Annotated in this window: 14 protein-coding genes; 1 reads left to right on the forward strand and 13 read right to left on the reverse strand. The window is 34.0% G+C overall.

The features are described 5' to 3' along the window. A partial coding sequence (locus RWR88_RS06725) for a G5 domain-containing protein (protein ID WP_314451349.1) occupies window positions 1-1,819 on the reverse strand: 1,819 nt, incomplete at its 3' end. Between the two features lie 78 nt (window positions 1,820-1,897). After that, on the reverse strand, window positions 1,898-2,524 hold the full coding sequence (locus tag RWR88_RS06730; RefSeq protein WP_314451351.1) for a PepSY domain-containing protein: 627 nt from the start codon (window positions 2,522-2,524) through the stop codon (window positions 1,898-1,900). Between the two features lie 172 nt (window positions 2,525-2,696). On the opposite strand from RWR88_RS06730, the gene RWR88_RS06735 reads away from it, so the two are divergent. Then, window positions 2,697-3,344, forward strand: a complete 648-nt coding sequence (locus RWR88_RS06735) for a YigZ family protein (protein ID WP_314451353.1) — start codon at window positions 2,697-2,699, stop codon at window positions 3,342-3,344. A gap of 299 nt (window positions 3,345-3,643) precedes the next feature. On the opposite strand, the gene RWR88_RS06740 is transcribed toward RWR88_RS06735, so the two are convergent. The 11 genes from RWR88_RS06740 to RWR88_RS06790 all read right to left on the reverse strand — a co-directional run bounded on the left by RWR88_RS06740 (window position 3,644) and on the right by RWR88_RS06790 (window position 15,917). Beyond that, window positions 3,644-5,389 carry an ABC transporter ATP-binding protein gene (locus RWR88_RS06740; protein ID WP_314451355.1) on the reverse strand — a complete coding sequence of 582 codons (1,746 nt, stop codon included), beginning with the start codon at window positions 5,387-5,389 and terminating at the stop codon, window positions 3,644-3,646. Next, complete coding sequence (locus tag RWR88_RS06745; RefSeq protein ID WP_314451357.1) at window positions 5,382-7,118, reverse strand: ABC transporter ATP-binding protein; 1,737 nt, start codon at window positions 7,116-7,118, stop codon at window positions 5,382-5,384. The genes RWR88_RS06740 and RWR88_RS06745 overlap by 8 nt, the downstream gene beginning before the upstream one ends. Continuing rightward, complete coding sequence (locus RWR88_RS06750) at window positions 7,115-7,591, reverse strand: MarR family winged helix-turn-helix transcriptional regulator (protein WP_314451359.1); 477 nt, start codon at window positions 7,589-7,591, stop codon at window positions 7,115-7,117. The genes RWR88_RS06745 and RWR88_RS06750 overlap by 4 nt, the downstream gene beginning before the upstream one ends. Window positions 7,592-7,974: 383 nt before the next feature. After that, window positions 7,975-8,148 (reverse strand): DUF6903 family protein, encoded by a 174-nt coding sequence (locus tag RWR88_RS06755; protein ID WP_314348924.1) that lies wholly within the window; start codon window positions 8,146-8,148, stop codon window positions 7,975-7,977. Then, window positions 8,148-10,379 (reverse strand): 1,3-beta-galactosyl-N-acetylhexosamine phosphorylase, encoded by a 2,232-nt coding sequence (gene gnpA / locus RWR88_RS06760; protein ID WP_314451362.1) that lies wholly within the window; start codon window positions 10,377-10,379, stop codon window positions 8,148-8,150. Before gnpA ends, RWR88_RS06755 begins: the two co-directional genes overlap by 1 nt. A 15-nt stretch (window positions 10,380-10,394) precedes the next feature. Beyond that, on the reverse strand, window positions 10,395-11,276 hold the full coding sequence (locus RWR88_RS06765; RefSeq protein WP_314451364.1) for a carbohydrate ABC transporter permease: 882 nt from the start codon (window positions 11,274-11,276) through the stop codon (window positions 10,395-10,397). A 10-nt stretch (window positions 11,277-11,286) separates the two neighbouring features. Further along, entirely contained in the window at window positions 11,287-12,171 is an 885-nt protein-coding gene (locus RWR88_RS06770) for a carbohydrate ABC transporter permease (RefSeq protein ID WP_020991217.1), read from the reverse strand. Window positions 12,172-12,333: 162 nt separating this feature from the next. Next, complete coding sequence (locus tag RWR88_RS06775) at window positions 12,334-13,677, reverse strand: carbohydrate ABC transporter substrate-binding protein (protein ID WP_314078437.1); 1,344 nt, start codon at window positions 13,675-13,677, stop codon at window positions 12,334-12,336. A 254-nt stretch (window positions 13,678-13,931) separates the two neighbouring features. Continuing rightward, window positions 13,932-14,105: a hypothetical protein gene (locus tag RWR88_RS06780; protein ID WP_314348927.1), complete on the reverse strand. Its 174-nt coding sequence runs from the start codon at window positions 14,103-14,105 to the stop codon at window positions 13,932-13,934. Beyond that, window positions 14,095-14,775 (reverse strand): NAD(P)H-dependent oxidoreductase, encoded by a 681-nt coding sequence (locus tag RWR88_RS06785; protein WP_314451366.1) that lies wholly within the window; start codon window positions 14,773-14,775, stop codon window positions 14,095-14,097. The genes RWR88_RS06780 and RWR88_RS06785 overlap by 11 nt, the downstream gene beginning before the upstream one ends. Before the next feature lie 5 nt (window positions 14,776-14,780). Continuing rightward, on the reverse strand, window positions 14,781-15,917 hold the full coding sequence (locus tag RWR88_RS06790; RefSeq protein ID WP_314451367.1) for an amidohydrolase: 1,137 nt from the start codon (window positions 15,915-15,917) through the stop codon (window positions 14,781-14,783). Window positions 15,918-16,155 lie beyond the last annotated feature (238 nt).

Here is a 16,155-nt window from a genome sequence, read left to right on the forward strand (position 1 = left end):
CGCCAGCTGCGGGAGTCCAGGTATCACTAGCGGGACCGCTCTTCGTCAAGCCAGCTATGTCCGGATTAGCCCATTGTAATGTTGGTTTTTCTAAACCTTTTGTACCTTGCTTAATAATTTTATCTTGAGGTTGTTCAATTACTTTTTCAGTAACTGTTGGTGGTTCAGTAGTTTTTTCACCACGAATCGTTTTATACGTCTTAGTAATTTGTTTCTTGCCGTTTTTACCTTGTTGAGCAACTTCTTCTGTCCCGCGTTTTAAGGTGTCATCTTCTTGCGTTTTTGTTTCAAAAGGAATCTCTACTTCTTCAGTTTCATCTACTGTTCCTTCAACTGGTTTCGTACCTTTTGTAACTATTTTAGAAACAGGTGGTGTTTTCACTTCTGTAGTTGTTGCAAGTACTTCATTATTTTCAGCATTTTTTACAGTTGTTGTCTTTTGAACACCCTTAACACCTTCAAGAGTTACCGTATCAGCGCCTACATATTTTGTAGAATCTAATACTTCTTCTGTATTGAATTCAACTGCATTCTCAGTCGTTTCCTCAGCGATTCTGTATTCTGGTAATGTTTGTACAAGAGCTTCGCCTTGCTTTTCGTCTCCTTTTACTTCTTGAGCTCCTTTTGCTTCATGATACTCTGGAAGTTCCGTTTGAGTTAAGGCTTGACCTTTTTTGTCTTCTTCTTGTGTTCCTTTTGCTTCTTGGTATTCTGGAAGAACTGGTTGTACTAATGCTTCACCCTGCTTCTCGCCTTCATTTACTTCTTGAACACCTTTTGCTTCATGATATTCTGGCAATTCATGAACAGGGGATAATACTCCAATTTCCGGACGAGTTGTTACGACTGGTTTTACTTCTGTAGTTGGAGTAGGTGTTACTTTTTCCTCTACTTTTAGTTGTTCAACTTTAGGAGTTTCTACTTTTGGAACCTCTACCTTTGGTTGTTCAACTGTTTTTTCCACTGGAGTTGAAGGAGTAACTGGCTGTTCTTTTGCCCCTACCCCAATAATTTGTGAAATTGGTTGTTTTGTTACTTCAGTTTTAACAACTTTACGTGTTTCCACTCCATTTACAACTATTACTTGCGTATAAACCGTACGAACTCCTGCTTGTCCAGCATATAGAACTCGACTGTTACCTTTTTCTAATGTTGTGTCTGCCTGTGTAATTGTTTCAAATGGGATTTCTTCAGTTGATGTTTCAATGCTTGTCTCTTCTTTTTCTGCTACTACAGTTGTAGGAACTTCTGGAGTAACTTCTTCAACAGTTGTTTGAGGTACTTCTACTGTAGTTTTCGCTTGTTCTGGATGAGCAATTTGTTTCAATTCTTTCTCACTTAAATATCCAACATAACGATAGCCATCAATTTGTACCACTCCTTCATTTGAAGTAGCACGAATCACTTGATTTAATTCCACTGCTACAACTTGAGCTGGAATAAATGTTGCTGCTCCTGAAGCAGTAATGAATAATGCTCCTAAAATTTTATGGCGTTTTTTCTTAGAAACGATTAACACAATACTACTTGCAGCTAATAATCCTGCAGTAGCTACCGTCATATTTTCTCTTACACCTGTTTGTGGAAGCACTTGTTCAATTTTTCGGTAAATTAAATAATACACTTCTTCATCCTGGGGTGGAACTTCCGAATGAAGAAGGGCTTTTTCTTGTTCAGTTAAATTAGCTTCGTCTACATAGTGATAAGTAGAAGGACTAGCTGCACTCACAGGTGTTCCTAATCCAAAAAATGCAGAACCAATCACTACAGAACCAGCAATTTTTTTGATTTTTCTAATAGAAAAAATTTCTTTTCTCATATCGTTCCCTTTCTTTTTCTAATGTGCACTGTAGTATACCATAGAACAGAAGAAACTCCTATTCTAAATCGTTACTTTTTAATCATCGATTTTTACAATTTGTTTTGTATTTGCATCTATCGTTACTTCCATTGATTTTCCATTATGATAAACTTCGACATTCCAATATAATTGACCATTATCACGTTCTAATGTCCAATCCTTTAATTGCCCTCCAGAAAATTGACCTAAAGCAATAGAAAGTATCTCATCAACATCTGATAAAGTAGATGTCTCAATCTTTTTATAAGCACGTTTATAAGAAATATCTCCTTTTTTACGATCCATTTCTGTTTGAACTAAATTTTGACTGTCTACTTGATAAATAAACTCATATTCTGTTGTATCATCCAATGCAGAAATTTCATAGACAATTGGTTGTATTGTCTTTAGTTGAACTTTAGTGATATCTAATGAACTATATTGGTTTGCAAACACTTCTACCATTTTTTGTACACTCTCTTTATAAGAAGCTAAACTTTGAGAAGAAGATTGATTTACGTTCGCTGTTGCTTGTTGAGTTGTTGACTTTGTAGTTGTTTGATTACTTTGAGTTGTTTGTGCGACTGAAGTTGTCGTTGTAGGCTGAGGTGCTGTATTAATTTGAATACATGCACTTAATAAACTTGCAGAGACAATCGATAAAATTAATTTACTTTTTTTCATAATTTCCTCTTTCAAATTGATATTTTTTTATAGCACATTCACTATATAAGAAACTATGGTAGGTTGCAAATAAATGAACTGAAAGCTAGAGACTTTTAATTATAAACAGCTTAGTTGTCTCACCCCTATTTTATGGTACAATATGAATAAATCATCATTGAAAGGAGAGTCTATGTTAGAGCAATATAAAACCATTCATCAAGATGGGCAAAATGAAATTGAAATTAAAGGTTCACGTTTTATAGCTCATTTCAAACGTACAGAAACAGAAGAAGAAGCTCTCGAATTTATCCAAGCTATCAAGAAAGAACATTGGAAAGCTACTCATAATTGTTCAGCTTATTTAATTGGTGAAAGAGATGAATTCCAACGCGCAATGGACGATGGAGAACCAAGTGGAACAGCTGGTGTTCCAATGTTAGAAGTGTTAAAAAAACAGGAACTAAAAAATACTACAGTTGTTGTCACACGTTATTTTGGTGGGACAAAACTAGGTGCAGGCGGACTTGTTCGTGCTTATACAGGTGCTGTTGCAGAAGGTCTAAAAGCTATTGGAATCGTTCAAGCTAGCTTAGAAACGATTTTAAAAGTGACAATTGATTATTCTACTGTTGGAAAACTAGAATACTATCTTGAAACCAATACTATTTCTGTAGTCGATAAAGAATTTACAGATGTAGTATCAATTCATTGTAGTTTACCCGTTGAAGAAGTAGAATCTTTCCAAGAATCTGTGATTGAACTATTACAAAACAAAGTCCAATTCGAAGAATTAGGGCAACAATATATCGAAAGACTTATTTCATCAGATGAGCAATAAAAAAATGTGGAGCAAATTACTCCACATTTTTTATTGCTTTTGCAGTAGCTTTGGCATGAGATTCGCTTTAGCGAAGCTGCTGCCGTTCCCTGCTACTTCAGGAAAATCAAATTTCCTCACATACGCTCTCTCATCTTTCCATTTTTGAATTAAAAAGAATTCCCGCAGTAGCACTAGTAAAATAAACCACAGAATGTGGATTATTTTACCGGAAAAATTGAGACCTTAGGCTCAATTTTTAGCCAAGAGACCCCGAAGGGGGCTACTGGCGTCCTCTGCTACTTCAGGAAAATCAATTATTATTCAAATTGAGCTCTATATAAACCAGCATAAAATCCTTGTTTTGCCAACAACTCTTCATGAGTCCCCTGCTCAATCACATTCCCTTTTTGCATCACTAAAATCTTATCCGCATTACGAATTGTTGACAAACGGTGCGCAATGACAAATGAAGTCTTATGTTCCATAATATGATCCATCGCTTTTTGAATTTGCATTTCCGTTCTTGTATCTACATTCGATGTTGCTTCATCTAAAATAAAAACAGAAGGTGAAGCTAAAATCGCACGAGCAATCGTTAATAATTGTTTTTGCCCTCCAGAAATATTATCCGTTTCTTCCGTAATATACGTATCATATCCATCCGGTAATTTACGAATAAAATCATCTGCAAAAGCTTGTTTCGCGGCCTGAACGACTTCTTCATCCGTTGCATCTGGACGACTATAACGAATATTTTCTCGAATCGTCCCTTTAAATAACCAAGTATCTTGTAATACCATTCCAACTTTTGAACGAAGAGAATCGACTTTATAATCTTGAATATTATGCCCATCAATTTCAATCGCTCCACTTGTAATATCATAGAATCGCATTAATAAATTAATCACAGTTGTTTTACCTGCACCTGTTGGCCCTACAATCGCTACAGTTTCCCCTGCTTTAACATCAATATTCAAATCTTCCATTAATGTTACTTCTGGAGTATAACCAAATGAAACATGCTTAAATTGAACATCTCCAACGATAGCTGGAAGTTCTTCTTTATCGCCTTCTTCTTCCATTTCTTCTGCATCTAATAATTCAAAAATTCGCTCAGCTGCTGCTAACATAGATTGAGTTAATCCAATCATATTCGCTGCATCTCCCATTGGTTGGCTAATATTTCTCATATATTGTAAAATCGCTTGAATGCCACCGATGGTAATCATTCCTTGTGAAGCAAATAATCCACCGACAATCGCCACAAATACATAAACAATATTATTAATTAGACGGGAAATTGGGAACATCATTCCTGCAAAGAATTGTGCTTTCCAAGCATGTTCATATAACTCATCATTTAACGCTTGAAATTCTGCTTGCGAACGTTCTTCATAATTGAACGCTTTTACAATCTCATGTCCTCCATAATATTCTTCAATATAACCATTTAAACGTCCTGTAGTTTCTTGACGATTTGCAAATGCTGTAGAAGACTTCTTCCCAATTAATCCAATAATAAATAGAGAAAGAGGAATTCCTAAAAATCCGATAATCGCCAATGGAATATTAACCGTAAACATCATAATGATAATTCCAAAGAACGTTAGAACGGTTGTAAAAATCTGATTCGATACTTGTGAGAAAGAATCATCAATTGTTTGAATATCATTTGTTGCACGACTTAATAAGTCCCCTCTTGATTGTTCATCAAAATATCGAACTGGTAAACGTGTAAATTTTTCATCAATTTCTTTTTGTAATCGATAAATAATATCACTAGCAACACGAGACATAAAATATTTCCCTAAAAAGTTTAATCCTGCTGCTAAAATATATAAAACCGCTAAAGTTTTCGCAATCGCAAAAACTCCTTCTAAATCAACAGAAGTATAATTAGAAGCAATATAACTTTCACTAATTAACGTCGTTGCATTCCCTAGAATTTTAGGCAATTGTACATCTAAAATGACTGAAATTAGGGATACTACTAATACAATCGTAACAATCACACGATCAGGCTTTAAATAACTTAATAATCGTTTTAAGACAGTTTTATTCATGAGTATCCTCCATTTCTTCTAAACTTGATTGAGAATTCATAATTTCTTGATAAATTTGGTTACTTTCTTTCAATTCATCATGAGTTCCAATTCCAACAACATTTCCTTCATGTAATACAATAATTTTAGTCGCATCTGTTACGGATGAAATTCTTTGTGCAACGACAAAAACAATCGATTGTTGATTAATTTCTGCTAAATTCGCACGCAGTTTTGCTTCTGTTTTCGCATCTAATGCAGAGAAGCTATCATCATATACATAAATCGAAGCTTGTTTTACTAATGCACGGGCAATCGATAATCTTTGTTTTTGCCCTCCAGAGAAATTATCTCCTTTTTGCTCTACGTGAGCATCTAGTCCTTCTTCTAAACTAGAAACAAATTCCCATGCTTCTGCTTGTTTTAACGCTTGAATCATTTCTTCATCTGTTGCATGTTCATTCCCAAATCTTAAATTATCTCGAATACTTCCTTCAAATAACATACGATTTTGAGGGACGAATGCGATTTGCTCACGTAGTTCTTTTTCTGTAAATTCTTTAATATTTACACCATTCATTAACAACTCTCCAGAACTTGTATCTAAGAATCGCATTAATAAATTCACTAGTGTAGATTTTCCTGCTCCTGTCGAACCAATAATCGCAATTTTCTCTCCAACCTTTGCCGTGAAATCCACATGATTAAGCATCGCTTTTTCTGCTCCTTCATATTTAAAAGAAACATCTTTAAATTCTACTGTATCAATTTTTTCTAAGCCATAATCTTTGCTCACAAATGTTTGAATATTTTCTTGCTCTAAAACTTCATTGATCCTTTTTGCAGCTACAAGACCTTGAGGAATCATAATAAAGATAATCGATAGTAATAATAACGCTATTAATACAAGAACAGAATATTGAATCACTGCCATTAAAGCTCCCACTTCTAATTGAGATGCTTGAATTAAATGAGCTCCTACAAGAACAACTGCTAAATTCGCAAAATTAATGGTAATCATCATTAATGGCATAATCAAACTAAATTTAATATACATACCGAAGATTAATTCACGATACTTTTCATTCACTTGATCAAAACGTTCTACTTCATACTCGCTCTTATTAAAAGCACGAATCACACGGATACCCGTTAATGAATCACGAATAATTTGTGTTAGTGTATCTGTCATTTGACGCATAATGGTAAAGTCTTTTGAAACAGTTTTGACTAATAATGCAACTGCAATTCCTAAAAATGGAATGGATCCTAATAATACTAATGACAATGTAAAGTTCATACGAACAGAAAGAATAATAGAACCCACTAACATTAATGGAGCCATTAATACCATACTCATTGAAAATCCTAATGTTTGAGCTAAACTTTGAATATCTCTTGTTGTACGATTAATATAAGAAGATGTTCCAAACTTTTGGAAATCTTGAGTTGAAAAATGTTGAATTTTTGTAAACATACTTAAACGTAAATCTTTCGATAATCCTGCAGAGAATTTTCCGATAAATCGAACGACTAAAATGGATAACACTAAATCTAAAGTCGAAGTCAGTAACATGAATCCCCCCTGTTGTAAAATAACTGCTTGATTTTGTTTTAAAATCCCATTGCTGACTAATGTAGCTAGAATTGTTGGAGATAGTAAACTTGAACCCACTTGTAAAATCGTTAAAACCACAATTCCTGCTAATAATGCTCGATATTTATGAACATGATTCATGATTTGCTTCATTCATTTTCTTCCTTTCTATATGAGAGTGTTTCGATTGGAATGCTTTCAATTGAATTTATCATTTTATGGATGACTTGGAAAGCTTGTTCTAATTCTTCTTTTTCTTGAGTTGCTAATATTTTTTGAACCATTTCATGATTTCTTTTAGAAATAATTTCTCCAACTTCTTTTCCATAATTTGTCAAGGTTACTAGTGTTACTCGTTTATCTTTTGGATCATTCATACGAACGATATACCCATGTTTTTCTAATGAATTGACGAATTGGATGGCTGTTGAAGATTTAATTTCATAAAAGCAGCTAATGTCTTTGATGGTTAGAGTTTTATCAAATTCTGATTCGTAATAATACAAGAGAATTAAGACATTGTTTTCGCGTATTGTAAGGTTAGGGGCAATACTTCTGAAAACATTTAGATGTTCAATTCTTAAAAATACTTTGAGAATGTCATCAAAAATTTGTTTGGTTGTCATACAGTCTCTCCTTTCGATTTTGCTTTATTAAAGTGTAACAAAGAAAAGATAGGTAGTCAACCTACGTAATATTCAGAAATGATATTTTCACTGTAGCATTTGGACGCCAGTAGCTTCGCTTTGCGAATCTCTTGGCTAAAATTTGAGCCTGAGGTCTCAAATTTTCCAGTAAAATAATCCATTATTCAATGGATTATTTTACCTTTGCTACGGTGAAAATTTCTTTCCTCATCGATATACAATTTTTTACATATATTTAGTAAAAATCATTAACAACTAAGTTGCAAGGCCCCTCTACTTCCAAAAAGTATTTTCCTCTCTTTTTTGCATGCAAAAAAGGACAAGAATCGTTGTCCTTGTCCCTTTTCTTCTTTATTTTCTTTTTACGAGTTGCTATATGGACGGTTATAATCCCATAATATAGCTAACAAGCCTACTAGAGCTACTAACATTGTTGCAACTCCTGGTTTTCCAACCATTTGATGTCCTTTAATTAACATAATTAAGAAGACGATCATTAAGACTACTCGTATCCATATTCTAACTTTTGGATTCATCACATATGCTCCCATCTAATTTCACTTGGATTCATGATGACTGTTTCATGGTTTCCATTGCCATCATAAACTTCAGTTTCTTGTGCTTCATTTGTATTATTGACAATTGCATATAAACCTTTTTCAGGATATGCATGTACTTCAACAGATAAATTAGAAGAATACCATTTTTTGAATTCTTGTTCTTTAGCAGCTGCATAATATAAAGCACGAAGTAATAATCTTGTGTTTTCTGGACTATAAGGTAGACCTGCAAGATATACTCCACGACCTTTTCCATAAGGATTAGCTGCTAGATGAATTTCTCCAAATTCTTTTCCTTCAGCATTTGCTGGCATTACAATACCTTCTACTTCTTGAGAAACTTTTGGATTACTGAATTCTAATACTTCGGTATGCTCTGTTAATCCATAAACATTCTTCATTCCTTCTCCGAAATCGATTTTGCGTACATCTTTAATATCTTCTGTAATGAAGTGAGTGTCTAATTCTTTTGTAAAATATTTATCAGTAGATAAGCTATATCCCATTTCACGTTCTACCCCTAGAACATCTGCTAATTGGAAATATCTACCTTGATGGTGAACAGCTGTTGGTTCTCCTACCCCAACAAATCCTCCACCATTGTATACAAATTGACGAATTTTAGTGAGTAGTTCTGGATTTTTCCAAACATCCCCACCACTGAATGCAGTTCCGGCATCACCAGCATTAATAATTACATCTACGTCTTTTAAGATATCTGTTGTTAAAATATCTTCAAAGCTAATGAATTGAACATCAACACTAGCACCACTTAATGCTTCCATAATTCCTAAATAAGAATAAATTTGTTTATATGGTAATTCATGTGCCACCATATGAGATTGCCAAGTACGTAATTTACCCCAAGCATTTAGAATAGCGACTTTCAAACCAACATATGGTTTTGTATGTTTTACAACATCGTAAATCTCTCTAAATTCATCCGTTACTTGTTCAATATAGTCAACAAATTTAGGGAATTGGTAAGCTAAACTTAAGTAGCCTCCATATCCAATACGGTCAACTGGATTTCTCATAATTGCACGTCTTGCTGATAACCAGTTTTTATTCGCTTCAATGGTTGGATCGTTTCCTTCTCTAAAGACATCTGGGAAGAAGTATGGTAAGAATCTTCCTTCAGTGTATTTTACATGAGGAATATCAGAAATCATACGTAAAGTTGCTCCGCCCCCTACGGAACCAACTACTGCGTCTAAGCCAATTTCTTTGAAATATTTTCCATATGGCTCTGTTCCAATCCAGTTATCCCCTAAAAACATCATTGCTTCTTTTCCTGCATCATGTGCAAGATCCACTAATTTTTTCGCTTCTGTTGCAACAAATTTTTGGATAAAATCGATATAGTCTAAGTAAGCTTTACTTGGAGTTCTAAATGTAGAATTATAATATCCTTCATCCACAATATCTTCCGCTCTTAAACGATAGCCTTTTTCTTTGGCAAAAGCTTCTAAAGCTGCTACAGAAACACTAGCTCCATATCCAAACCAATCTACAAATTTTTCTTTTCCTAATTGATTGAAAATCAAAGTAAAATGATAGAAGAAAGTTGTAAAACGAACAACATCTGTAACTGGATTTTCTTTTAACCAATTTTTTAAATAAGTTTGCATATATTCATTAGAAGCCGGTTGACGGACATCAAATGGAATATCGTGTGGAACGTTTCCCCAATTATTTGTAATATGATTATACATTTGAGTTGGATCCCAAATAGCATATACTAAAAATGATACCGTATATTCATGAAAAGCTTCTGCTCCATGAACTGTAACAATATTTCTTTCTTTATCTAATACCCAATTTTCAACACTAACCACTTTCCCCGTTGTACGATCGATGACTTCCCAATATAATTTTTCGTCATGAACGTAATCTGGTTGAACTTGATCTGTAAAATATCCATCCATGAATGGAATTTCTAATTCATTTGAAGTTGCTAGATGGAATTTAGACATCACATAAATTTGTTGGCATTCTTCCATATGCTTCTCAGCAAATTCATTATGATTTCTTGCAACAAAATAAGTTGTATAAATTTTTGCATCTAATTGTTTTGTTGCCTCATCTAATTTAGTACCATCACTATCTCGAATGGCATCTGCTCCCCAACGTTCGATTAATTCTTTTGTTTCTTTCAAAAAATTAGCCTGACTTGGTAATGTTAAACGTCCCTTCGTTTTGCTCATGGTGTTTCTCCTCTCCTACTCTTTAGAACCACCTAAGGTCATTCCTTGTGTTAATTTATTTTGAACAAGAATATATAGAATCAATGTTGGTAACATTACTAATACCATCCCTGCGTACATTTGACCATATTGTGCTGCACCACGTTGTGCTTGTAATAAGTTTTTCAACCCAACTGGCAATGTTTGATTTTTCCCAGGCATTAATGTTAATGCAATAATATATTCATTCCAAAATGATAAGAAGTTAAATAAAATTACTGTAATAATACTTGGTCTAGCCATTGGAGTCATAACTTTGAACATTGTTGTAAAATATCCTGCACCGTCAATAGCTGCTGCTTCTTCAAAAGTTGTTGGTAATGTTTTGAAGAAATTTGATAATAGGTAAATCGTAAATGGTAATGATGTAGCAGCATAAACTACTGCAAGTACAAAAATATTATTTAAGAAGAAACCATTTGCGACACCGAATGTTTTTAATCCCTTATCCCAATCTAATAACATTAAGAAAATTGGAACAACGATATAGTTTACGTTAATGAATAATCCACCTTTTAGTAAAGTATTAATTAATTTACTTCCAGGGAATTTAAATCTTGCTAATACATAAGCAGCTGGAATCGCTACTGCTACTAAAATGATTAATGCTAATGCTGTTACAATAACAGAATTTAACATATAATCTCCCATTTTTGCACTTGTCCACGCATCAATGAAGTTTTGGAAATAGAAACCTTTTGGAGCAGTCCATGGACTACCGTAAAATTCACTATTTTGCTTAATGGATGCGACAAATACCCAACCAACTGGCACAATAATGGAAATGGCTAATGTAACTAACGCTACATAAATAAATGCTTTATATAAGCGTTCAAATGACCGTGTTTGCATTTTCATAATATGCCTCCTAATATTCTAGAATGTCACGTTTTGTAATGTGACTAACGATACCTGACAATCCAAATGAGAAGATAAATACAACTACCCCAATTGCCATACCATAACCAAAGGATGAGTTTGTATAAGCTTGAGTAAACATGTAGCTTAAGAATACTTCTGTTGAACCATCTGGACCACCATTTGTTAAAATTTGTACTAATAAGAAACTTAAGTTAATCGTACTAATAATGAAGAATGTTAATGTTGTACGAATACTATTCCAAATTAACGGTAATGTTACATTGAAGAATTTACCAATTTTTCCTGCACCGTCTAAATCAGCTGCTTCATATAAGCTAGATGGAATATTTGCCATCCCAGCCATATACATTACCATATAGTACCCAATTGCTTGCCAAATTAAAGCAAAGGCTAAAGAATAAATGACAACTCCTTGATCTCCCAACCATAAACGTTCCAATGCTTTTGGTAAAATGGCATTTAATAAACCACCATTAGGGTCATAAATTGCAGCGAATAAACCAGCAATAACTACGATTGATAAAATATTCGGAATATAGAAAATAATTCTAAAGAAATTATTTCCGCGAATTTTCTCAGTTGTTAAAATTGATGCGAATAACACTGCTAAAACAACTGTTACAATCGTTACAATAACAATTAATAAAATCGTATTTTGAATTGTTCTTGAAAAATTCTCATCTTTCCATAAAGTTACAAAATTATCAAACCCTACAAATTGTTTGTTCTTTGAAAATCCACCCCAACGATACATGGACATTCTAAACACTTCAATCGTTGGATAAATTAAGAAAGTAAGAAATAATATAATGGCAGGTAATATACATGCTAGGATAAATCCTGCACGCTCTTTTTTCCGACGATTATTCATCTTCATGCTCCTATCTTTTATTTAAGTATAAAATAAAGCTGGGAATGGCTACCTCCTGAAAGAAAACTCTTGGAACTCTGAAACTACTTAAAACTGAGTTTATCTTTCCGGAAGAGCCCCTTTTCCCAGCTCCTTTTCTATCCATTCACACTAGTTGAAGAATTATTTTTCTACAGCCGCACCTAATTTTTGGCTTACTTCTTCAACTGATTTTTGCCAATCTGCTACAGATTTTTGACCAGATGCTACAGAGTCGATTTGACCGTATAATGTTTCTTTCATGTTCACACCTTCAACTGGTTTTGTAGCAATAAAGTTACCATTGATAACTCCATCTACTTCATCTACAACTTTGTATAAGCTTTGTAATTCAGCAGGTAATTTGCTTGTTACACCTTGAATTGGTTGAGCAGCATTGTGTTTAGCAAAGATTGCTGCTGCTTTATCAGAATATAAGAATGATAAGAATTCTTTAGCTTCTTTTTTGTTAGTTGCTGCTTCTGGAACCCAGATGTGTTCGAAGAATGAGTAAACGAAACGTTTGCCACCTTTTTCGATTGCTGGAGCAGCATTCATAGCCCATTTGAATCCATCAGCACGAGGAGCATCTTTCATTTCTCCAACTACCCATGTACCATTTGGCATGAATAAAGCTTTGTTATCTAATAATAATTGTTGGTTCTTAGTAAAGCTTTGTGGGTTAGCATTTGCTACTGTTGAAGGTTCAACATTTTTCACTAATTCGCCTAATGCATTAAACGCTTTAGTTGCTCCTTCAGAAGCAAAAATTCCTTTTTCATAGCTCATTGCTTTGTTGAATAAGTCAACGCCACCAGCATTTGCTAATAATGCAGGGAAGAAGCTATCTAAGTATCCAGTTGTTGGATAAGTAAATAATGAGATTCCTTCTGCTTTTGCTTTTTCTGCTAATTCTTTCATAGCAGGCATATCTTTTGGAACTTCCCAGCCTTTTTGTTCGAATAAGCCTTGGTTATAGAATAAACCAGTTGGTGCATAGAACATTGGAGCTAAGTAGTGTTTTCCATCACGATATGGATCTGTAACTGTAGAACCTAAAACTCCATTTAATAATTTTTCAGAAACTTTTTTGTCTTCTCCGTATACTTTCATATCGAATAAGTCAGAGATATCTGCTAAAGCTTTTTCTTTAATTAATGTTTCTGGTAAAGCTTTTTTACGTCCTAATGCAAGCATTACAACATCTGGGAAATCTCCCGCTTTCATTTTTGGTGAAAGTTCGTCTTCTAGTTCTTTACTAGATTGTAATTCAACTTTAACATTTGGATTTGCTTCTTCATAAGCTTTGATTAACTCAGGCCACATTTCTTTACCATAACCTGATTCAAGAGCTGCTAATTTAAGAGTTTTCTTTTCTCCTGATTTAGTTTCTGCAGGTTTGTCAGTAGTTGTTGTTTTATTATTACAAGCTACTAATCCAACAGTCGCTAATAACGCTGCACTTGATAACATTAATTTCTTTTTCATAAATATTCCTCCTGTTTTCTCGAAAATTCTTCATTTTCGAAAGGTTATTCTTTTTTACCTCGAAATCATAATACTATGTATAAAACGTTTACACAACTGTTTTGTTGCTATGTTTTATAAAAATATTGTCTTATCTAAAATAAAAACAGGAAAGAATCTGATTATCTTATAAATCGAATTCTTTCCTGTAAATCGTTTATATTTTTTCTATATACTTTTTTAATCAACAAGTAAAATTATTATTTTTAGAATGGTTACCACTCTTTCGGACTCCATAATTGTCCGTCCAATTGCGCCTTATAATGTTCTACTCGCTGTTGTTGTTCCAATAATAATTGTTTACAAGCTTCTAAAAAAGCTCTTTCTTTATAATCTTGACATTCTTCTTGCCAAGTAGCAATTTCCTCTTCCATCCATTTAGAATCCATCTGCTTCATTCCCCATTTCTGAAAGCATCATCACTAACTCTTCTCTTTCCTGTTTCAATTCTATAATCCACTCTCTCACTTGAGCTGTATGAATATTTGAATATTGCTCTAATTTCTCCAACATCCATTGTTCTTTTTCACTAAAAGAATGCGAACCATTTTCTAAATAGTACAAATAATCGACTAGTAACTGCTGCTTTTGAGTTTCAGGTAAATATTGAAATTGATAAATGACAAATGGTGTTTGATAATTCCATCCTAATTGATTGGCAAGAGCTTGGTAAGGTCTCAGTAACTCTTCGATTCCAAATCCTACTGAACCACCCGCTGCATATCGATCTTTCTTCGCACCTACTGTAACTACAATTCCCAGTTCTTTCTCCTTATTTTTTTGAGATAAATTTAGGGTTAGCACTTCATCCATCCATTGCTTCATGACACTCGGGCATTGATACCAATAAAATGGAAATTGAAAAATGATTCTGTCTGCTTCTTGAAGACAAGCTCGTTCTATTCTCTTATCAAAATGATTACTTTCTTGCTCTGCTAAAATCGATTCTAAATGACGAATTTGAATCTGTTCTTCTCCTTTAATGGCCGCTAGTAAAAATTGCTGGGAAGAGGATTGAGCTACATCAGGATGACTCATAATAATTAGTGTTTTAGTCATTAAATTTACCCTTTCTGATATTGATTTAGTAAAGCTTGACTATTTTCTACAAAGTAAGAAATCGCATATTGTAACGCTGCATCATCTACTAGAAAAGATGGATGATGCCATTCATAAGGACAACCTGTTCCAATAAAGGCAAAACATCCTGGAACATATTCCATATAATTCGCAAAATCTTCTGCTCCCAATGTTAATTCAGGAGTCACAACTGTCGCAAATTGTTCGGTTATTTCTTTTACAATGTTAGTCACTTCTTCATCATTATCTACTACTGGAGGTGTCATAATCCACTCCATATGTGCTTCTTGTCCATAAACAACAGCCATTTGACGTACCATATGTTCCATTAAACTGCGAATTTTCTCTTGATCTTTTTTATAAAAAGTACGAATTGTTCCTTCAAAGAAAACACGCTCTGGAATGACATTCCAAGTATTTCCCCCTTCAATATGAGAAATACTTAATACTGCAGGTGACAATGGTGAAACATGACGACTTACAATCGCTTGTAAATTCGTAATAATTTGACATGCAGTAACAATTGGATCATTTCCATTATGTGGAGCTGCCGCATGCGTTCCTACACCTTTTAATTCAACAGAAAATTGTCCCACAGCTGCCATTAGTGGCCCAGATTTAATCCCAATCGTTCCAACTGGTAATTCAGGCTTATTATGGAAACCAATAATTGCATCGACTCCCTCTAATACACCTTCAGCAATTAAAGCACGAGCACCTCGATTCATTTCTTCTGCTGGTTGGAAAATGAATCGAATTTTTCCGTTTAAGCTTTCTTCTTTTGCTTTTAAAATTTTTGCAGCCATTAATAAACTAGCTGTATGAAAATCATGCCCACAAGCATGCATCACTCCATCATGCTCTGAACGATAGTCTAAATCCGTTTGTTCATGAATCGGTAATGCGTCCATATCTGATCGAAGCGCAATAACGGGACCTTCTTTCTTTCCAATTTCTGCTACAACACCTGTTGGCGTTTGTAATGGACGATAAGGAATCCCCCATTCTGTTAATTTTTCTTGAATATATGCAGTTGTTTTAAATTCTTGTTCGGATAATTCTGGATAGCGATGTAATGTCCGTCTCATTTTCACCGCTTCTTGAATCCATTCTTCTTTCATAACAATCACCTCTTGAAAATCACTTATTTTCATTTTACTACAAACAAAGTAAAAAAACATGAGGAAAAGCCTAAAGCTTCCTCATGTTTACAATTAATACTACAGGAATAGAAATGGATTTTATCTGATGTAATGGTGGACGCCAGTAGCCCCTACGGGTCTCTTGGCTAAAAATTGAGCCTAAGGTCTCAATTTTTATTTGAAACAAAGTACGAAAAAAAGACAAAAAGATACTACC

The sequence above is a fragment of the uncultured Granulicatella sp. genome (genome assembly GCF_963528195.1).
Lineage (GTDB): Bacteria > Bacillota > Bacilli > Lactobacillales > Aerococcaceae > Granulicatella.